16 protein-coding genes and 2 rRNA genes are annotated in these 18,359 nt (G+C 65.7%); 6 read left to right on the top strand and 12 right to left on the bottom strand.

Going from position 1 to position 18,359, the window contains the following annotated elements; translation table 11 throughout:
- Nucleotides 1-26: 26 nt before the first annotated feature.
- Genes J7643_05595 through J7643_05570 form a run of 6 tightly spaced genes read right to left on the bottom strand, consistent with a single transcriptional unit; the run spans nucleotide 27 to nucleotide 4,645 of the window.
- A complete protein-coding gene (locus tag J7643_05595; protein MBO9540052.1) occupies nucleotides 27-332 on the bottom strand; it encodes a rod-binding protein in 306 nt (101 codons plus the stop codon).
- A 14-nt stretch (nucleotides 333-346) separates the two neighbouring features.
- Nucleotides 347-1,132 (bottom strand): flagellar basal-body rod protein FlgG, encoded by a 786-nt coding sequence (flgG, locus tag J7643_05590; protein MBO9540051.1) that lies wholly within the window; start codon nucleotides 1,130-1,132, stop codon nucleotides 347-349.
- Between the two features lie 51 nt (nucleotides 1,133-1,183).
- The gene (locus J7643_05585) at nucleotides 1,184-1,960 is read right to left on the bottom strand and encodes a flagellar hook-basal body protein (GenBank protein MBO9540050.1); all 777 of its coding nucleotides are present in this window, start codon (nucleotides 1,958-1,960) and stop codon (nucleotides 1,184-1,186) included.
- Entirely contained in the window at nucleotides 1,957-2,445 is a 489-nt protein-coding gene (locus tag J7643_05580; protein MBO9540049.1) for a lytic transglycosylase domain-containing protein, read from the bottom strand. The genes J7643_05585 and J7643_05580 overlap by 4 nt, the downstream gene beginning before the upstream one ends.
- A gap of 16 nt (nucleotides 2,446-2,461) precedes the next feature.
- On the bottom strand, nucleotides 2,462-3,535 hold the full coding sequence (locus tag J7643_05575; protein ID MBO9540048.1) for a hypothetical protein: 1,074 nt from the start codon (nucleotides 3,533-3,535) through the stop codon (nucleotides 2,462-2,464).
- A gap of 6 nt (nucleotides 3,536-3,541) precedes the next feature.
- Nucleotides 3,542-4,645, bottom strand: a complete 1,104-nt coding sequence (locus J7643_05570; protein ID MBO9540047.1) for a ParM/StbA family protein — start codon at nucleotides 4,643-4,645, stop codon at nucleotides 3,542-3,544.
- 199 nt (nucleotides 4,646-4,844) lie between these two features.
- Here J7643_05570 and J7643_05565 point away from each other — a divergent pair, with 199 nt between their 5' ends.
- Entirely contained in the window at nucleotides 4,845-5,897 is a 1,053-nt protein-coding gene (locus J7643_05565; GenBank protein MBO9540046.1) for a hypothetical protein, read from the top strand.
- Nucleotides 5,898-5,951: 54 nt separating this feature from the next.
- Here the strand turns inward: J7643_05565 and J7643_05560 are convergent, their stop codons facing one another.
- The 3 genes from J7643_05560 to uvrC are packed head-to-tail and all read right to left on the bottom strand — an operon-like array spanning nucleotide 5,952 to nucleotide 10,236.
- Nucleotides 5,952-7,163, bottom strand: a complete 1,212-nt coding sequence (locus tag J7643_05560) for a S41 family peptidase (GenBank protein ID MBO9540045.1) — start codon at nucleotides 7,161-7,163, stop codon at nucleotides 5,952-5,954.
- Between the two features lie 52 nt (nucleotides 7,164-7,215).
- A complete protein-coding gene (locus tag J7643_05555) occupies nucleotides 7,216-8,373 on the bottom strand; it encodes a peptidoglycan DD-metalloendopeptidase family protein (GenBank protein ID MBO9540044.1) in 1,158 nt (385 codons plus the stop codon).
- A gap of 15 nt (nucleotides 8,374-8,388) precedes the next feature.
- A complete protein-coding gene (gene uvrC, locus J7643_05550; protein ID MBO9540043.1) occupies nucleotides 8,389-10,236 on the bottom strand; it encodes an excinuclease ABC subunit UvrC in 1,848 nt (615 codons plus the stop codon).
- A gap of 122 nt (nucleotides 10,237-10,358) precedes the next feature.
- Between uvrC and J7643_05545 the strand changes: the two genes are divergently transcribed.
- Together J7643_05545 and J7643_05540 are read left to right on the top strand one after the other, a co-directional pair.
- A complete protein-coding gene (locus J7643_05545) occupies nucleotides 10,359-11,726 on the top strand; it encodes a family 1 glycosylhydrolase (GenBank protein ID MBO9540042.1) in 1,368 nt (455 codons plus the stop codon).
- 121 nt (nucleotides 11,727-11,847) lie between these two features.
- The gene (locus J7643_05540; GenBank protein MBO9540041.1) at nucleotides 11,848-12,828 is read left to right on the top strand and encodes a malate dehydrogenase; all 981 of its coding nucleotides are present in this window, start codon (nucleotides 11,848-11,850) and stop codon (nucleotides 12,826-12,828) included.
- A 112-nt stretch (nucleotides 12,829-12,940) separates the two neighbouring features.
- Here J7643_05540 and J7643_05535 read toward each other — a convergent pair whose 3' ends face one another.
- Complete coding sequence (locus J7643_05535; protein ID MBO9540040.1) at nucleotides 12,941-14,083, bottom strand: citrate synthase; 1,143 nt, start codon at nucleotides 14,081-14,083, stop codon at nucleotides 12,941-12,943.
- A gap of 370 nt (nucleotides 14,084-14,453) precedes the next feature.
- Between J7643_05535 and J7643_05530 the strand changes: the two genes are divergently transcribed.
- The 3 genes from J7643_05530 to J7643_05520 are packed head-to-tail and all read left to right on the top strand — an operon-like array spanning nucleotide 14,454 to nucleotide 17,793.
- Complete coding sequence (locus tag J7643_05530; protein ID MBO9540039.1) at nucleotides 14,454-15,716, top strand: tyrosine--tRNA ligase; 1,263 nt, start codon at nucleotides 14,454-14,456, stop codon at nucleotides 15,714-15,716.
- Nucleotide 15,717: 1 nt separating this feature from the next.
- On the top strand, nucleotides 15,718-17,178 hold the full coding sequence (locus J7643_05525; GenBank protein ID MBO9540038.1) for a histidine kinase N-terminal domain-containing protein: 1,461 nt from the start codon (nucleotides 15,718-15,720) through the stop codon (nucleotides 17,176-17,178).
- A 6-nt stretch (nucleotides 17,179-17,184) separates the two neighbouring features.
- Nucleotides 17,185-17,793, top strand: a complete 609-nt coding sequence (locus J7643_05520) for a response regulator (protein MBO9540037.1) — start codon at nucleotides 17,185-17,187, stop codon at nucleotides 17,791-17,793.
- Between the two features lie 123 nt (nucleotides 17,794-17,916).
- On the opposite strand, the gene rrf is transcribed toward J7643_05520, so the two are convergent.
- Nucleotides 17,917-18,032: ribosomal RNA gene (gene rrf / locus J7643_05515) — 5S ribosomal RNA — on the bottom strand.
- A gap of 111 nt (nucleotides 18,033-18,143) precedes the next feature.
- Nucleotides 18,144-18,359: ribosomal RNA gene (locus J7643_05510) — 23S ribosomal RNA — on the bottom strand; the annotation flags it as partial.

Below are 18,359 nucleotides of genomic sequence, written 5' to 3'. Positions count from 1 at the left end.
TCCCCAGCCCCTCAGGGACCAAACCCTCAGGGCTTCTTGGGGGCGGGCTTGTCCAGCTCCATCATCTGCCGCGCGATCACGTCAGCCAAGCCGACCCCGCGCCCGTGGGCCAGGCTGCGGGCCGTCTGCTCGTCCATCATGTCGCGGTAGGTCGCCATGGTCGAGCCGCCCTCGAGAGCGCCCGGCTTGACCGTGCTGCGCATGGTCTTGAGCATCTGATGGAGCATGATCGCCTCGAACTCGCGGGCGGCTGCCTTGATCTTCTGCTGCTCGGGCGTCAGGCCCCGGTCCTGGGGGAGGGGCCTGAAGTCAACGCGCGGATCAAATGTCACGCTTCACCACCCGACTAGCGCTTGAGGTTGTTGGCCTGACCGAGCATCTCGTCGGCGGTGGAGATCGACTTGGAGTTGGCTTCGTAGGCGCGCTGCGCCACGATCAGGTTGACCATCTCCTCGACCACCTTCACGTTCGAGTTCTCGAGCGCGCCCTGCATGACCCGGGTGCCGGATCCCGCCTCGCCGGGGGCGAAGGTCTGGGGATCGCCGGAGGCCTCGGTCGGCTTGAAGAGGTTGCGGCCCTGAGCCGTGAGGCCCGCGGGGTTGACGAAGCGAACGAGCTGGATCTGCCCCAGGTTCTGGGCCTGGTCGCCAATCATGGCGGTCACGACCCCCTCGGGGGTCACCGTCACCTGGCGCGCGCCCTGCGGCACCGAGATGTTGGGCTGGACGATGAAGCCCTCGGAGGTAACGAGCGTCCCGTTGGAGTCGACCTTGAAGCCGCCATCACGGGTGTAGGCGACGGTGCCGTCGCCTAGCTGGACCTGGAAGAAGCCTTCGCCCTCGATGGTCATATCGTAGGGGTTCTCGGTCTGGAGGAAGTCGCCCTGCGCGAAGGAGCGCGCGACACCCACCGAGCGGACGCCCATACCGATCTGCGAGCCGATCGGGGTGCGGGTGCCGTTGTTGACCGGCGCCCCCGCCTCGGAGGCCGTCCGGTACATGAGGTCCTGGAACTCCGCCCGGGCCTTCTTGAAGCCGGGGGTGTTCACGTTGGCGAGGTTGTTGGAGGTCACGTCGATGTTGACCTGCTGGGCCTTCATGCCCGATGCGGCGGACCAAAGGGAGCCGAGCATCCTGGACGTCCTTTCTCGATGGGTGTGGTTACCCGTGCTAGGTGACTATTCTTATCCTCGGCCGATTTCGTTCACGGCTTTACCCAGGGTCTCGTCCTGAGCGGAAATCATTTTTTGGCTCGCCTCGTAGGCGCGCTGCACGCTGATCATCTCGACCATCTCGCGCACGGGGTTGACGTTGGAGGCTTCGAGGTAGCCCTGCAGCACCTCGGGGCGCGCCCCGGGGATGATGGCGCCGGGGTCCTTGAGGCGCCAGGCGGTCTCGCCACGCTTCTCGACACTCGCTTCCGGGCGCTCCAGGCGCACGAGGCGCAGCTTGCCGATGCCCGCTGTCCCCTGCTTGACGTTGCCGCTCTGGTCAACGAAGACCTTGCCCTGGGCAGCCAAGCGAATCGGCCCCGCCTCGCCCAGCACGCGGCGGCCGCTGTCGTCGGCCAAGAAACCCTCGGCGTCACGCTTGAAGGAGCCGCCGCGCGAGAGCAGCTCCTCGCCATTCTCGGCCTGGATCACGAAGAAGCCCTCGCCCGATAGGGCGAGATCGAGCGGCTCGTCGGTCTGAAGCAGGTTGCCCTGGCCGTACCGCGTCGCCACCTCGTCAAGGTAGACCCCCGAAGAGAGGTCACCCATCTTCTGGACGGCCGGGACGCCCGCCCGGGCCCCGCCCTGCGCGTCGACCCGGTAGATGGTCTTGTCGAGCCGGGTGCGGAAGACGGCCATGTCCTGCTTGAAGCCGCTGGTGTTCACGTTCGCCAGGTTGTTGGCGAGCACTTCCTGGCGCGCCATCTCGGCGCTCATGCCGGCCGCCGACGTGTAAATGCCTCGGATCAACGGGAGCCCTCCTGGTTCTTGCGGTACAGGTCCATGACCCGCTCGACGTAATGCCGGGTCTCGGCGTAAGGGGGAATGCCGCCGTACTTCTCGACCGCACCGGGGCCCGCGTTGTAGGCCGCGAGGGCCTCGGGCACCGAGTCGAAGCGATCGAGCATCTGGCGCAAGTAGCGGGTGCCACCCGCCACGTTCTGGACGGGATCGTCGGGGTCCACCCCGAGCGACCGAGCGGTTGAAGGCATCAGCTGCATGAGCCCACGAGCCCCAGCGGGCGAGACGGCCTGCGGGTTGCCACCCGACTCGGCCTGGATCACGGCCCTCACGAGGGCCGGATCGACCAAGCTCGATTTCGCGGGCGCAGCAGCCGCCGCAGCATCGAACGCCGTCGCGAAGTCCCCAGCCTGAGAGGCAGGGCGCGCGACTCCGAAAGTCTGCTGCAGCTCCTGGATGCGCGACATGATCGCTTGCAGGCCGTCAGGCATCATGGGGCAGGGCCTCCGGTTAGGGGTTCTGACCGTTGATCAGCTGAGCCAGGAGCTTGCGGCGCTCCTCGGCATTCGAGGGCTTGGCGGCGGTGGACTTGGTGGGAGGGGCCTTTGGCACCGCGGAAGGCTTGAAAGCCGACTGGACGGCGCCGTGCAGCTCCTTGCGCAGGCGCTCGGCCTCGGCGTGGGCGGATTCGAGCTGGTTGCGCAAGGTGACCTTCTCCTGATCCAGGGACGCGATCCGCTCCTGGATCTTGATATCGGTCGTGGCGGCGATGACTTGAGTGTGGTGGCGCGAGTTGTCCAGCTCGCCGCGCAGCGCGTCGCGGGCGGCTTCTTCTTGCCGCAGGCGGGTCTCGACGGCAGAGAGGCGCTGCTTGAGGGCGTCGCGTTCCTGCTTGAGGGTATCGTGCTCCAAGGGGCTGATGGTGGTCCCTCGGTAGGCAGTCAGCTCGCGATCGCGCTCGGCGACTGCCTCGCGCAGCCTCACGAGTTCCTCGCGGGCCTCGTTCAGCTCGTCCTGGGCGGCCTCCAGCCGCAGGCCCGCCTCGCTCGCCTCGTCCATCAGGCGGGCGGAGTCGTTGCGGACCTCGTGCAGCTCCAGGCGCCAGGCATCGCACGCGGCCTGGGACTTGGCGAGCTCGTTGCGCAGGGTCTCGGCCGTGGCGTGAGCGGCGTGCAGCTCCGAGCGGGAAGCCTCGGCCACTTCTTCGGCCGCGACGAGCTCCGCCTTCAGACGCTCGATCGCCGCCTCGGAAGCAGCAAGCTCCTCGCGCAGAGCCTCGGTGGCCTGCTGGACGACGGCAAACTCTGAGCGCTGGCGCGCCTGCTCCTCGGGATCGGGCCGCGGAGCCGAACGCTCGCGGTCCAGCTCCACGCTCATGGCGTGAAGCCGCTGCTCGAGACGGTCGTTGGCCTCGCGAAGCTCGGTGCCCTGGGCCTTGAGGCGCTTGTTCTCGTCGCGCAGGGTGTTGTACTTGCCCTCGATCGACTTGAGAACGGCCTTGAGCTGATCAGGCGTGATGAGCCCGAGCGGGTCATCCGACTGCCGCAAGAGGCGCTGGATCTGGGCCTGGAATGCCCCCAGCATCGGCGGCTAGGCCTCCACCTCGGCCATGGGCTCGGCGAAGGGCTCGGCCGCCTTCTTGACCTTGGCGACCTTGGCGTTCGCCTGGGCGATCACCTCGTTGGCGCGCAGGGGGGTGGCCATGCCGTACTCGTAGGTGCCGCGCACGTTGTAGTAGCGGAAGTCTTGCCCCATCTGCAGGTCACGGAAGTAGGGGTTCTGGGTCAGGTGGGGGTACAGCAGGCGTCCGAAGCCACCGACCAGGACCATGCGGTCGATGGAGAGGTCGCGCCAGCTCTGCTTGACCGTCAGGGCGATCTGCTGGGCCATGCGCTCGACCAGCGCCGCGGTCACCTCGTCGCGAACGGGGAGCGTCTCGCCGTTGTCCACGTACTCGCCGGTGGTCAGCGACTCCATGATGGCAAGCGGGTCGAGGCGGGTGACACCCTGCTCGGCCAGATGGACGCTCACCGCCTCGGTCAGGCGGAAGCCCGCAGCCGCGGTGGTCTGGCCCGAGTAGGCGCTGAGCTCGTTGGGAAGGCGCACGACCACCCAGTCGGTCGAGAGGTGACCGGGGTCGATGACGCCGATGTTCTCGGTGGGGGTGTAGTCGAGCTGCCCGGCCAGGATGGCTGCGTAGACGGCGCCGACCGGCTGGGGGATGTAGTCGATCTGGACGAGGTCGAGGGTCATGGGCTCGCCGCAGAACTCGAAGTGGTGGGTCTTGGTCCACTCGGCCAGGCGCGCCTCGGTGTAGGCGGCGCGGCGCGTGAGGGCCACGGGCAGGCCGAGGCAGAGCTTGAGCGAGGGAACGCCCTCGATGCCCATGCGGCGCACGTAGAGGCCCAGCATGCCGAGCACCAGCGCGAGGTTCAGGTCGTCGGCGAAGAGGTCCACGTCGTTAACGGGGAAGAGGAAGGGCTGCTCTTGGGCATGGCGGCCGAGCGAGTACTCATGCGAGCCGATCTTGACCGACAGGTGACCTTCGAGGGCATCATCGGCGATCCGGGCGTTGCCGCGGCGGATGGTCGCCACGGGGCCCCCGATCAGGGTGGGGATCACGAAGAGGCGCTCGCCGTCGAAAAGGCGCGTCTCCGAGCGACCGAGATCGATGCCGAGATTGATCGGTTCCATGTGTTTCCTCCATTTCCCAAGTCCAGGCGATATCTTATCACATCATCCGCCTCTCGTCGGCATCAGGTCGGGGCTTGGGGGTTTTCGGACGGGTTATGTCGGCCTGGGCTCTCGTTCAAACGAGCAAACATTCGCTAGAATAGAGGTGCTTCATCATGGAGCGGCCCTGCCCCCTTTCGCCGTAAGGGAGAACTCTGCCATGCGCCACCAGCCCCTCGCCCTGGCCGCCGCCATCGCGCTCGGTGCGTCCCTCGTCGCCTGCAAGGAGGCCCCGCCCCCTCCCGAAGTGGAGCAGGCCCCGCGCTATGCGCTCTCGACCGTCATGGGCGACCTCTCGGCTCCTCGGGGCCTGGCCATCGGGCCCGACGGGTTCCTGCTCTCCACGACCGAAGGGCTCACGGCGCTCGGTCCCGAAGGGCAGCTGCGGGTCATCGCGCCCGTGGGCCAGACCGTCAAGGGGCCGGCCGGCCTCGCCCTCGCCGCCGGCTCGACCTTCCTCGCCGACCCGCCCACCAACCGAATCTATCGCATGCTCGAGGACGGGGCGCTCGAGGCGTTCGCCGGCACCGGCACCGCCCTCTTCCCCATCGGGGATGGTGGGCTCGCCATCAGCGCCCAGCTCGACACCCCCTTCGACGTGAAGGCGGACGCCAAGGGGGCCCTCTTCATCGCCGACACGGGCCACAACCGCATCCGCCGGGTGGACACCGACGGTCGCATCACCACCGTGGTCGGCAACGGCCTCGCCCGGTTCGAGGGCGACGGGGGTGCCGCCAAGGAAGCGGCCCTACACTCGCCGCTCGCGCTGAACGTGGGCGCGGACGGCAGCCTCTACGTGGCCGACACCGGTAACCATGCCATTCGCCGGATCGCACCCGACGGCGCGATCAGCACCGTGGCCGGCAACGGCCTCGAGGGCTTCGCCGGCGACGGCGGCCCTGCCGCCAGCAGCCAGCTGGCCTCGCCTTCCGGGGTGGTGGTGCTGCCCGGGGGGGATCTGCTCGTTTCGGACACGGGCAACCGCCGCATCCGCTGGATCCGACCGGGTGGCCCCATCTGGACCGTGGCCGGCAACGGCAAGGGCGGCCACTCGGACGAGGCCGACGACGCCCGCCGTGCCGCCATCGACGCGCCGGGGGCGATCGCCCTGGCCCCGGACGGCTCACCGTTCTTCGTGGACACCAAGGCCGGCCGCCTCTACCAGCTGCGGGGCGAAAAGCCCGCGACGCCGAGCGTCTCCCCTTCGCCCTGAGACCGTACGCGAAAGGGGGGTGGCCTGAGCCACCCCCCTTTCGCGTGAACGGGTCTACTTCTTCGCGAGCTTTTCCTTGAGGATCGCGATGCCCTTGTTGAGCTGGACGTCCTTGCCGTCCTTGATCAGATCGTCGAGGGTGGGCATCTCCTCGAGCTCGGCGGACGCGGTCGCAAGCTGCGGGAACTCGACCACCACGTCGGGGGTGATCCCCTTCTTGTTGATGTCGTTGCCGCCCGAGGTCAGATACTTGTTGGTGGTGATGGCCACCCCCGAGCCGCCGTCCAGCGCGTGGACGGTCTGGACGAGGCCCTTGCCGAAGGTCTTGGTGCCGACCAGCGTCGCGCGGTGGGTGTCCTGAAGCGCGCCCGAGAGGATCTCGGAAGCCGAGGCCGAGCCGCCGTCCACCAGCACCACCACCGGCTTGTTCTTGGGGATGGCCAGGCGGCCGGTCGAGTCGAGGGTCTCGCGGTTGCCCTCGCGGTCCACGATCTGGACGACCGGGACGCCCTTGTCGATGAACATGGAGCCGATGCTGACGGCGTTGGGCAGCAGACCGCCGGGGTTGCCGCGCAGGTCGAGCACCAGCGCGCTCTTGTTCTTGAACTTGTCGAGGGCCAGGCGCATATCCTGGTCGGCGTTCTCGTTCATGAAGGTCGAGAGACGGATGTAGCCGATGTTGCTCTCGAGATCGCGGGTCTTGACGGCCTTGGTGGCGATCGAGTCGCGGATGATGGCGACGTCGAAGGGCTTCTGGGCGCCGCGCTGGATCTTGAGGGTAACCTTGGTGCCCTTGTTGCCGCGGATGTGGGAGACGGCTTCCTCGATGGCCATGGACTTGGTGGTCTTGCCGTCGATCTCGACGATGTGGTCGCCGCTCTTGAGGCCGGCCTTGGCGGCAGGGGTGTCCTCGATCGGCGCGATGACCGAGAGGTGCTTGTCCTTGTTCATGCCGATCTGGATGCCGATCCCGAAGAACGAGCCGTGACGCTCGTCCTGCATCGACTTGAAGACCTTGGGCTCCATGAAGCGGGTGTAGGGGTCGTCGAGGCTCTCGAGCAGGCCGCGGATGGCGCCGTACTCCAGCTTGTTCTCCTGGACCTTGCCGTCGATGAACTCGCTCTTGACCAGGTCGTAGACCTGCCGGAAGGTCGAGAAGGAATGCGTCTCGGCCGCCACCTTGAGAGGATGAACGCCCATGCCGATCCCGAAGGAGGCCGCCATCAGGCCCATTACCACCATGACGTTGCCGAAGTTACGCTTCATCTGACATCCTTCCAAATAAGAGCCTGGGGCTCACTCGGGTTCAGTTGTACCCCTACCGCAAAAACCCTAACGGATCGACGGGGGTGCCGTTGCGCCGGACCTCGAAATGCAGGTGGGGACCGGTCGAGAGGCCCGTAGAGCCGCTGTAGGCGATGAGCTGCCCGCGCTCGACGGGGTCACCCTTGGAGACGACGATGCGGCTGGTGTGAGCGTAGAGCGTGGTCAGATCCCCGCCGTGGTCGATGATGACGAGCTTGCCGAAGGCGCCGAACCACCCGCTCCATATTACCACTCCACGATCCACCGCCTTGATGGGGGTGCCTGATGGGGCGCTGAAATCCAGGCCTCGGTGGGGGCGATTGACGTGCAGGATCGGGTGGTAGCGCATGCCGAAGCCGCTGCCGATGGGCGAGTCGACGGGACGGGCGAAACGCCCGGTGCCGAGCCGCGGCATGCGCCGGCGCGCGGCCATCAGGCGGCGAATCATGGCCTCGATCTGCTGACTGTCGCGTTCGAGCTGGGCGATCGCGGCCTCGGCCTCGGCCCGCTGGCTACGGATCCGCTCGAGCAGCTCGGTGGTCTGCTCGGTGTTGTCCTGGATCTCTTCCTTCTGCTGCTTGATGTTGTCGGTGACGGTGGCGATGGTCTGGACCGTCGCCCCGTACCGCTTGCGCTGGACGGTGATATCGGAAAGGCGATTGTCGAGCCGGTGCAACAGCTCGGCGTCGGTCTGAGAGATGTGCTTGAAATACTGGTAGCGCATCGTGAAGGTGGAGAGATCCGGCGCGGTCAGCAGCGCCTCCCAGTAATCCGCCTGACGATGCTTGTAGATGGCCCGCAGGCGGCTGCGCGCCAGCACCTGCTCGCGCGCGAAGCGGGTCTTGGCCTTGCCGAGAGCGACCTTGGTCGCCTCCAGCTGCTTCTGGGCGCGATCGAGCCTGAACTCCGAGTCTTCGAGCTGGACGCTGGTGCGCTCTAGCTTCTGCTGCAGGTCCGAGAGCTGATCGACCGTCTTGTGCTCCTGTCGCCTGAGGGTCTTGACCCGCTGGCGCGTGGCTTCCAGACGCTGGTGGATCTCGTGCAGGCGATCCTGGTGGGCCTTGATCGGATCCGCCGCGCGGGCATCAGGTCCCAGCACGCCCTCCAGCGAGAGGAGCGTCGTGGCAGCAAGCGCGCAAGCGATCAGCTTGTAAGAGGCAGGTGATGACAACCGGCGTATGCTCCGTTACGAGTGCCCTGCACGCGGATGCAGGCGAGAGTACAGTGTTTCGGCTACCCGCTGGGGCAACCCGCCGCGCGAGGCAAGCTCGTCGACGCTCAGGGCGCGCATGGCCTCCACCGACCCAAGGGCCTTGAGCAGGTGAAGCTTGCGCTTCTCACCGATGCCCGGCACGTCGTCCAGCACCGACCGCGTCATGCGCTTGCCACGCAGCTTGCCGTGGAAGGTGTTGGCGAAGCGGTGGGCCTCGTCACGCACCCGCTGGATCAGGTGCAGGGCCGGCGAGGTCTCCGCCAGGCGAATCGGGTCCTTGCGCCCGGGCAGGTAAATCTCCTCGAACTGCTTGGCCAGGCCGAAGATGGGCACCTCGACCCCCAGGCGGTCCAGGGCGGCGACGGCGGAACCAAGCTGTCCCTTGCCGCCGTCGATCAGGACCAGATCGGGCATGCTCCAGCGCCCCCCGGGGTCCGCCCCTTCGGCGACATGCTTGAAGCGGCGCTTGACCACCTCGTGCATGGAGGCGAAGTCGTCGATGCCCTCGACGGACTTGATCTTGAAGCGGCGATACTCGGCCTTGGCCGGCACCCCACCCTCGAAGACCACCATGGACGCGACCGTGTCCGAACCCTGCACGTGGGCGATGTCGTAGCCCTCGATCCGGTGCGGCACCTCCGAGAGGCCGAGGGCGTCGGCCAGCTCGCGAAGTGCCTTCTGAGGACCTTTCTCGATCGCCGCCCAGCGCCGGAGACGCTCCTGCTCGAGGGCCTGCTGGGCATTATAGGCCACCATCTCCAAGAGCTTCAACTTGTCGCCGCGCTGCGGCACCAGGAGCGCCACCTTGCTGCCACGCTTCTCGGCCAAGAAGGCAGCGAGCACCTCCTGGTCGGGCACGCTCTCGGGCAGCAGGATCTCCTTGGGCACCCGCGCCCCGGCGGCGGTCCCGTCGTAATACTGGGCAAGGAAGGCTCCCAGCACCTCGGCGGGCTCGGAGTCGGCCCGTTCAAGGGTGAAGGCGCGGCGGCCGATCACCTTGCCCTCGCGCACCTCGAAGAGCTGGATGCAAGCCGACAGCTCGTCGCAGGCGATCGCCACCACGTCCTGGTCGGTCTCACGGTTGGCCTCGACCTTCTGCTCCTCCAAGAGGCTCGTGATGGCGGCGATCGCATCGCGCGCCTTGGCCGCGCGCTCGAAGTCGAGGGCCTCGGAGGCCTCGGCCATCTGGGCCTTGAGGTCGCGCAGCAAGTCCTTGTGGCGCCCTTCGAGGAAGCTGATGACCTTGTTCACCATCTCCCTGTACTCCGGCACCGAAACCATGCCCTGGCACGGGCCCAGGCAGCGGCCGATGGCGTAGTTGAGGCAGGGGCGATCGCGGAACTGGGGGGTAGGGCGCTGTCTGAGCGGGAAGAGCTGCTTGATAAGTCGCAGGGTCGCGTACATGGCCCCGGCATCGGGATAGGGACCGAAGTAGCGCGCGCCGTCGTTCAGGCGCTTGCGAGTGACGACCAGGCGGGGATAAGGCTCGTTGAGGGTCAATTTGAGCCAGGGATAGGTCTTGTCATCCTTGAGCAGGATGTTGAAATAGGGCTGATGCCGCTTGATCAGGGTGTTCTCGAGCACCAGGGCCTCGACCTCGGTGGTGGTCGAGATGGTCTCGAAGTGATCGATCACCCGTACCAGGGCCCGCACCTTGGGCGAGTGCCCCTTGTCCTCGCGGAAGTAAGAGCGGACGCGGCTTCTGAGGTTGACCGCCTTGCCCACGTACAGGATCAGCCCGGCGGCGTCCTTCATGAGGTAGACGCCCGGGTTGGTCGGCAAATGCGAAAGCAACTCCTGGATTCGGTCGGAAAGCTGCACCAATCAGCACCTCGTCGGGAGGCATTATACCGCGAATGGCCCCAGATCGCCGCTTCTCGGGTTTGTTCTTGGAGGAGGGGGGAACAAGATCTAGACTGGAGACGTGACTCGGAGGGCCCCGCATGACCACCCCCTTGCAATGGGCGATCAACGTGAACCCCGCCCGTCTCTCGCCCGATCTGTCGCTCGACGCGCTGCACCGTAACGGCGATCGCGCCATCGAGCACCTGAGTGATCTCGGCGTGAGCTACGTTCGGATGGACCTGCTCTGGGCCCACCTGGAGCCCGAGCCGGGCCGCGTCGTGCAAGAGGTGGTGAGCTGGTACCGCCACTACCTCAAGGGCCTGGTCCAATCGGGCCGCTCGGTCTACGCCATCCTCTACAACCCGCCCGCCTGGGCCTGCGAGCTGGCCGAGCGGGATCTCGACGCATTCCTTGCGGCCTGGCGCGCGTATTGCCGGCTCTGTGCCCGCGAGTTCGGCGACCTGGTCGGCGTCTGGCAGGTCTGGAACGAGCCCAACAACTTCGTCTCCCACCTCAAGGACGACTTCAACCTCTTCGACGTCCGCACCTTCTCCCTGGCCTCCTGGCGCCTCACCCTGCCGGTCGGGGTGCGCTGGCAGGCACTGGTACCCCTCTTCCGCATCGCCCGCCAGGAGCTCGGCGAGGACGCCTTCCTCGTCTACAACGTCATCTCCAACGTCTCGGAGTACACCCCCGTCTCCTACCCCGGCTGGACCGAGTGGGAGCACTTCACCGACCAGTTCATGGAGCGCGCGGGTGATTGCGTCGATGCGATCGCGCTGGACCACTACCCCGACACCTGGGTGCCGGGCTCCGGCCCGCTGCACTGGGACCCCATCGACGTGCTGGCGCGCAAGGTCAACGACCCGCGCTCGGCGTGGTACGGCAAGACGGCGCTCGTGGGCGAGTTCGGCTACTCCAGCTGCCCCAACGTGGACCTGGTCAAGCGCCCGGTGCGGATTCGCTTCTTCCCCGAGGACCACAGCGACGAGACCATGCGCGACTGGTACGCGCAGGCCCTGCCGCACCTGGCCGATCGCCTGGCGCCCGAGCGCTGGCCCCACAACAAGCTCAATCTCGCCAACGTCTACGAGCTCTACGACGCCGTGCCGGGCCACCTGCTGGGCGGCAGCCATGCCGAGGTGGTGGGAATCGAGTACCACTTCGGCCTCCTGAGCGTCACGGGCGAGCCGAAGCCCGCCTACCACGTCCTCAAGGACATGATCCACGGCCGGCTCGTACCGGCCGAAGCCCAGAAGCGCAAAACCCCGACCCACCCCCTGCGCCTCTACATGCAGGGCTCGGCCGCCTCTCGCATGGTCCACCGGCGCCTCGCGCCCATGGTCTACGCCCTCTACCAGGCCGTGCGCCCGCCCCTGCGCCGCCACGACGCTGGGGTCCTGTCGGCGGGCGCCGTCTGGGCCCTGTACCAGCTCTGGCGGGCCGCCAGTCGCCCAAGCAAGTAAGGGTCGTTCCGTAGCTTCTTCGAATGGCGGAAAGCTTTGCCGACGTGTTACACTCAGTCGGCAAAAGCTTGCTTGCGCGCACTTTGCGCCTGATCGCACCACCATAAGGAGAATTTCGACGATGAAAGCCCCCGTTCGCGTAGCCGTCACCGGCGCCGCCGGCCAGATCGGCTACAGCCTCCTGTTCCGCATCGCCAGCGGCGAGATGCTGGGCAAGGATCAGCCGGTCATCCTCCAGCTGCTCGATCTGCCCGTGGCTCAGGCCGCCCTCAAGGGCGTGATGATGGAGCTCGAGGACTGCGCCTTCCCCCTCCTCGCGGGCATGGTCGGCACCGACGACCCCGAGGTGGCTTTCAAGGACGCGGACATCGCCCTGTTGGTTGGCGCCCGTCCCCGCGGCAAGGGCATGGAGCGTAAGGACCTGCTCGAGGCCAACGCCGCCATCTTCACGACCCAGGGCAAGGCCCTCAACAAGGTCGCCAAGCGTGACGTCAAGGTGCTGGTCGTCGGCAACCCCGCCAACACCAACGCCTACATCGCCATGAAGAGCGCCCCCGACCTCAACCCCCGCAACTTCACCGCCATGCTGCGCCTCGATCACAACCGCGCCCTGTCGCAGCTCGCGAGCAAGACCGGCAAGGCCGTCGGCGGCATCAAGAAGATGGTCGTCTGGGGCAACCACTCGGCCACCCAGTACCCCGACTACCGCTTCGCCACCATCGACGGCCAGGGCGTCCAGGGCATGATCAACGATGCCGCCTGGAACAAGGACACCTTCATCCCCACCGTCGCCAAGCGTGGCGCCGCCATCATCGAGGCCCGTGGCCTCTCGTCGGCCGCCTCTGCCGCCAACGCCGCCATCGACCACGTCCGTGACTGGGTCCTCGGCAGCAACGGCGAGTGGGTGACCATGGGCGTGCCCTCGGACGGCAGCTACGGCATCCCCGAAGGCGTCATCTACGGCTTCCCCTGCACCTGCGAGAACGGCGACTACAAGATCGTCCAGGGCCTCGACATCGACGCCTTCAGCAAGGAGCGCATGGACGCCACCCTCCAGGAGCTGAACGAGGAGCGCGACGGGGTCAAGCACCTGCTCGGCTAAATCGCATCCCATCCCAAAAGAGAGGGGCCGCCGATTGGCGGCCCCTCTCGCTTTGATGGATCGGCGCAAAAAAAGGCGGGCCTTGCGGCCCGCCTCGCTTTGAGCTTGATGCTTAGCGCTTGTCCATGGGGACGTACTTGCGCTCGCTGGCACCGGTGTAGTCGGTGTCGGGGCGCATCAGGCGATTGTTGGCGTACTGCTCGAGCACGTTGGCCGACCAGCCCGCGATGCGGCTGACCGCGAAGATCGGGGTGTAGAGGTCGATGTCGATGCCCATCATGTAGTAGGCCGACGCCGAGAAGAAGTCGACGTTGGGATCCAGGCCCTTCTCGGCCTTGACCAGACGCTCGACGGTCTCGGACATGTTGAACCACTTGAGGTCGCCGGCGCGCTCGCCGAGCTGCTTCGAGACCTTGCGCAGGACGGTGGCGCGGGGGTCCATGGTCTTGTAGACGCGGTGGCCGAAGCCCATGAAGCGCTGCTTGTTGGCGAGACCAGTCTTGACGTACTCCTCGACCTTGGCCTCATCGCCGATGGTGAGCAGCATCTTCATGACTTCGCTGTTGGCGCCGCCGTGCAGGGGGCCCTTGAGGGTGCCCACCGCCGAGGTGATCGCCGAGTAGAAGTCAGAGAGGGTCGAAGCCGTAACGCGCGCGGCGAACGACGAAGCGTTCATCTCGTGGTCGGCGTGGAGGATGAGGGCCACGTCCATGGCGCGGGCGTTGACTTCGTTGGGGACCTCGCCGTTCAGCATGTAGAGGAAGTTGGCGGCGTGGCTGAGGTCAGCGCGGGGGGCGAGGACTTCCTTGCCCTTGCGGATGCGGTCGAAGGCGGCGACGATGGTCGCGACCTGGGCCGTCAGGCGGAAGGCCTTGCGCTGGTTGGCCTCGACCGACATGTCCTCGGCTTCGGCGTCGAAGAACGCGAGCGCCGAAACGGCGGTGCGCAGCGCGGCCATGGGGTTGGCGTCCTTGGGCATCAAGCGCAGGACGTCGAGCACCTGAGCGGGCAGGGCGCGCTCGGCCACGAGCTGCTGCTTGAGCGCGGACAGCTGGGCATCGGTCGGCAGCTCACCGTTGAACAACAGGTAAACGACCTCTTCGTAGGTCGAGTGCTCGGCGAGCTCGTGGATGTTGTACCCACGGTACATGAGCTTGCCCTCGGTCCCATTGATCGAGGTAATCTGCGAAATCGCCACCACGACCCCTTCAAGACCGGGGAAGTAGGGTTTCGAGGGTACGACCTTCTCAGCCATCATAATCGCAAATCCTTTCCTTGCGTTCGGTATGTTCCATGGTTCAGTCCATGGGTGAAAATTTGAAACGCTCATGCGGGAGTTGCACCTCGCATTCAAGCCTGGTTCGTCCGGCTCGTCACTCCTGAGCGCTGTTAGCAAGTTACCAACATTCTAGCACCATTGCCTCGCAAGGACAAAGGCCGTCTGGGGGGCATTTCCCGGGGCAAAACCTAACAAAGCTAGAAACACTGGCAAGCAAGGCTTCATCCAGCGATCGAAAGGCTGATGCCGCTTGCCCTATGGCCGCTTGAAGGCTGGCTTTACACGGGCAGAAGGCGATCGCTATAATCTAAAGAAGAGTGATAAGTTTGTTTAACCGACGACCCCGATGACCCATGGAGATAGCCCTTTGACCGTTCAGACCACGCCCGCTCCCGAGATCGCCGAGTTGACCCAAGGCGCCGCCGAGGTCCTGCCCCACGGCGGCCTCGAAGCCAAGCTCAAGGAGCGTGCCGGCAAGCCCCTGCGCGTCAAGCTCGGCTTCGATCCGACCAAGCCCGACCTTCACATCGGCCACGCCGTGGTTCTCAACGCCCTGCGCCGCTTCCAGGACAAGGGGCACCAGGTCGTCATCATCATCGGCGACTTCACCGCGACCATCGGCGATCCGACCGGCAAGGAAGCCACCCGTCCCCCGCTCTCGACCGACGAGGTCAACGCCAACGCCAAGACCTACCTCGAGCAGCTGGGGCTCGTGCTCGACCTCTCCAAGACCGAGGTCCGCTACAACTCCGAGTGGCTCGCCAAGATGAGCATGGTCGACTGCCTCAAGCTGACGGCCCAGACCACCGTCGCCCAGATGCTCGCCCGCGACAACTTCGCCAAGCGCTACGAGCGCAATGACCCCATCGGCCTGCACGAGTTCATGTATCCCCTGCTGCAGGGCCACGACTCGGTGGTCATCGACGCCGACATCGAGATGGGCGGCACCGACCAAAAGTTCAACAACCTGATGGGCCGCCAGCTCCAGGAGAGCGCCGGCAAGCCCGCCCAGGTCGTCATGCTCTACCCCATCCTCGAGGGCACCGACGGCGTCCAGAAGATGTCCAAGTCCCTCAACAACTACATCGGCCTCACGGACGCCCCCGAAGACATGTACGGCAAGGTCATGTCCGTCCCTGACGCCCTCCTCGAAAACTACTACCGGCTCGCATCCTGCCTGTCGCTCTCCGAGATCGAAGAGACCCTTGCGGGCTACAAGGCCGGCACCCTGCACCCGCGCGATGCCAAGATGCGCCTGGCGCGCGCCATCGTCTCGCGCTACCACGGTCCCGAGGCAGGTCAGCGGGGCGAAGATGCCTTCGTCCGCCAGTTCCAGCAGCGTCAAATCCCCGACGACATGCCCGAGGTGACGCTCGCCTCTCTGGGCCTCGAAGGGGACACCGCCGGCATCCTGGCCCTCCTGAGCGGGGCCAAACTCGTCGCCTCCACCAGCGAGGCCCGGCGCCTCATCCAGCAAGGCGGCATCAAGCTGCACCAGGGGGATGAAGCAACCACCGTCTCGGACCCTCAAGCCACGGTCGCCATCCCCGCCGAAGGTCTCATCATCCAGGTGGGTAAGCGACGTTTCGCCCGCATCAGCCGAGGCTAGCATGGCGATCAACACGATCCCGCCCTCGGCCAACGCCCCCCATCTGATGGATCTCGTGCCAAACGAGGGGCACCGACGGTGGATCGCCGCCATGGCGCGTCAGCTGCCTTTCTTGGCGGACATGATCCCGGCGGATCTGTTGATCTACGTTCCGACGCCCGAACAGCGCCTTGTCGTCGTGGCCGAGGCCAAGCCCACGGTGCGCGAGTCCTTCTACGCACGCTCCCTGCTCGGGCAGGTCGTCGAACCGGACAGCGCACCACCCCTGTTCGCCGCCCTGCGCAGTGGAGCGATCACCGAGGGAGCCACGGGCAAGGTCATCAACGGTCAGCCCATGGGACAGGTCATCTATCCCATGGGCAACGGCAAAGAGGTCTGCGCCCTCCTGGTGGTCGAGCGCAACCTCTACGACCAGGTCAAGCACACCGAAGAGAAGCGTGAACTGTATCGCACCGCCATCTCGCGCACGGTCCAGACCCTGCTTTCCAAGTCTCGTACCAGCGAGCTGACGCTCCCCTCCATCCAGCCCGGCGATGCCCTGCTGCTCCTCAACCAAGGCGGACAGATCGTCCATGCGAGCCACTCGGCCGCAAACCTTGCCCGCCGGATGGGCCTGCCCGAGCTCCTCGAAGGCCTCTCGTGGGCAGACACCTTCCTCGCCAACCGCGAGAAGCGCCTCGTCGCCTCCAACGCCATCTACGAAGAGACCGAGCTCCTGACGCCCCAGATGGCCGTCAGCGTGCGGACCCTTCCCCTGGAGCCCGCGGATGAGCAGGTCGCCTCTATCCTCGTGCTGCGCGACATCAGCGAGATCAAGGAGAAGGACCGCGAGCTCGCTATCAAGGAGACGATCATCCGGGAGGTTCACCACCGGGTGAAGAACAACCTCCAGACGGTTGCAGCCCTTCTCAGGCTTCAGCAGCGGCGCAGCCGCAACACCGAGGTCAAGAGCATCCTCAGCGACTGCATCGACCGCATCTCGAGCATCGCCCTGGTCCACGAGTACCTCTCGCACGAAGACGTCGAGATGGTGGACATCAAGGAGCTCGCCTACAACCTGCTCTCGGCCTCGCTGCAGAGCATGATCCCGCCCGAAAAGCAGATCGACGCCCGGGTGATGGCGCCTTCCTCATCCGTTACCCTCAGCTCGGCCAAGGCCACCTCGGTGGCACTCATCATCAACGAGCTACTGCAGAACACCTTCAAGCACGCCTTCACCGGGCGCACCCAGGGGCGCGTCGAGCTCACGGTCACCTTGGCCGAGCCCGACGTTTTGCACATCGTCCTTCACGACGACGGTATCGGCCTGCCGGCCGACTTCGACCCTCAGAAGGACGCCAACCTGGGCTGGGAAATCATCTACACCCTCGCCCAGCAGGACCTCCGCGGCGACATCGCGATCGAGAGTTCCTCACAAGGCACCACCGTCACCGTCTCCATCCCCGTTTCAGAAAGGGGCTAAGCCAACATGGACAAGAAGAAGCTGCGTATCCTGCTGGTAGACGACGAATCCATCATCCGCCTCGATATGCGCGAAATGCTCAAGGAACAAGGCCACGAAATCGTCGGCGAGGCCTCGGACGGCCAGATGGCCGTCGAGCTCGCCGAGAAGCTCACGCCCGACCTCATCCTGATGGACATCAAGATGCCCAAGATGGACGGGCTCGAAGCCATCAGTCAGATCAATCGCAACCGTCGCATCCCCACGATCATGCTCACGGCCTATAGCCAGCCCGAGCTGGTGGAGCGCGCCGTCGAACTCGGTGTCTTCGGGTTCCTGGTCAAGCCGGTCAAGGAGCACGACCTGCTCCCCACTATCGAGGTGGTCCTCGCCCGAGCCGAAGAGCTCTCGACCCTCGAGAAGGAAGTCGGCAGCCTCAAGGAAACGCTCGAGACCCGGAAGATGGTCGAGAAGGCCAAGGGTATCCTCATGGAGTCCTTCGGGATGACTGAGGCCGCCGCCTTCCGCAAGATCCAGAAGCTCAGTATGGACAAGCGCAAGCCCCTCAAGGAGGTCGCGGACGCCATCATCCTCGCCCAAGAGGTCAGCGGCGATACGCCCCGCACCCGAGCGTAAAAGAAACACCAAGAAGGGCCGGCGCGATGCGCCGGCCCTTCTCTTGGGTGCTCATAAATTAGACGTACAAAAAGCCCGAGGCGCCTCGACCCTTCGCAGGGGAGGCGCCTCGAGGGCTGAGTAATCTGGCGATGGGCTATCTTCCCAGGCGGTCTCCCGCCAAGTATTTTCGCTGCTGGCTCGTTTCACGACCGTGTTCGGGATGGGAACGGGTGGGACCAAGCCGCCTAATCACCAGAAACTTATCGAGTGCTTTGCCTACGGGGTTAGCCGCGGGCGCTGTACTCTGACGACTGCACGGGAGAAGATTTTTGTGGTTGAACGGGCCAAAGCTCTTTCAGTTGAAAGAGTAGGTCAAGCCCTCGACCGATTAGTACGGCTTGGCTACAGGTATTGCTACCCTTCCACCGGCCGCCTATCAACGCAGTGTTCTTCTGCGGGTCTTACCAGGTTAACCCTGTGGGGGAACTCATCTTCAGGTGGGCTTCACACTTAGATGCTTTCAGCGTTTATCCGCTCCGGACACAGCTACCGGGCATTTGCCGCTGGCGCGACAACCCGTACAC

This window comes from bacterium, assembly GCA_017744355.1.
Lineage (GTDB): Bacteria > Cyanobacteriota > Sericytochromatia > S15B-MN24 > UBA4093 > JAGIBK01.
The sequence above is the reverse complement of the archived record's forward strand: the minus strand, read 5'-3'. Positions and strand labels throughout refer to the sequence as shown.

Bases quoted from the DNA above. Each gene is read 5' to 3' on its own strand.
- flgG (MBO9540051.1), bottom strand. From the start codon at position 1,132: ATGCTCGGCTCCCTTTGGTCCGCCGCATCGGGCATGAAGGCCCAGCAG.
- J7643_05580 (MBO9540049.1), bottom strand. From the start codon at position 2,445: ATGATGCCTGACGGCCTGCAAGCGATCATGTCGCGCATCCAGGAGCTG.
- J7643_05575 (MBO9540048.1), bottom strand. From the start codon at position 3,535: ATGCTGGGGGCATTCCAGGCCCAGATCCAGCGCCTCTTGCGGCAGTCG.
- J7643_05570 (MBO9540047.1), bottom strand. From the start codon at position 4,645: ATGGAACCGATCAATCTCGGCATCGATCTCGGTCGCTCGGAGACGCGC.
- J7643_05565 (MBO9540046.1), top strand. From the start codon at position 4,845: ATGCGCCACCAGCCCCTCGCCCTGGCCGCCGCCATCGCGCTCGGTGCG.
- J7643_05560 (MBO9540045.1), bottom strand. From the start codon at position 7,163: ATGAAGCGTAACTTCGGCAACGTCATGGTGGTAATGGGCCTGATGGCG.
- J7643_05545 (MBO9540042.1), top strand. From the start codon at position 10,359: ATGACCACCCCCTTGCAATGGGCGATCAACGTGAACCCCGCCCGTCTC.
- J7643_05540 (MBO9540041.1), top strand. From the start codon at position 11,848: ATGAAAGCCCCCGTTCGCGTAGCCGTCACCGGCGCCGCCGGCCAGATC.
- J7643_05535 (MBO9540040.1), bottom strand. From the start codon at position 14,083: ATGGCTGAGAAGGTCGTACCCTCGAAACCCTACTTCCCCGGTCTTGAA.
- J7643_05530 (MBO9540039.1), top strand. From the start codon at position 14,454: ATGACCCATGGAGATAGCCCTTTGACCGTTCAGACCACGCCCGCTCCC.
- J7643_05525 (MBO9540038.1), top strand. From the start codon at position 15,718: ATGGCGATCAACACGATCCCGCCCTCGGCCAACGCCCCCCATCTGATG.
- J7643_05520 (MBO9540037.1), top strand. From the start codon at position 17,185: ATGGACAAGAAGAAGCTGCGTATCCTGCTGGTAGACGACGAATCCATC.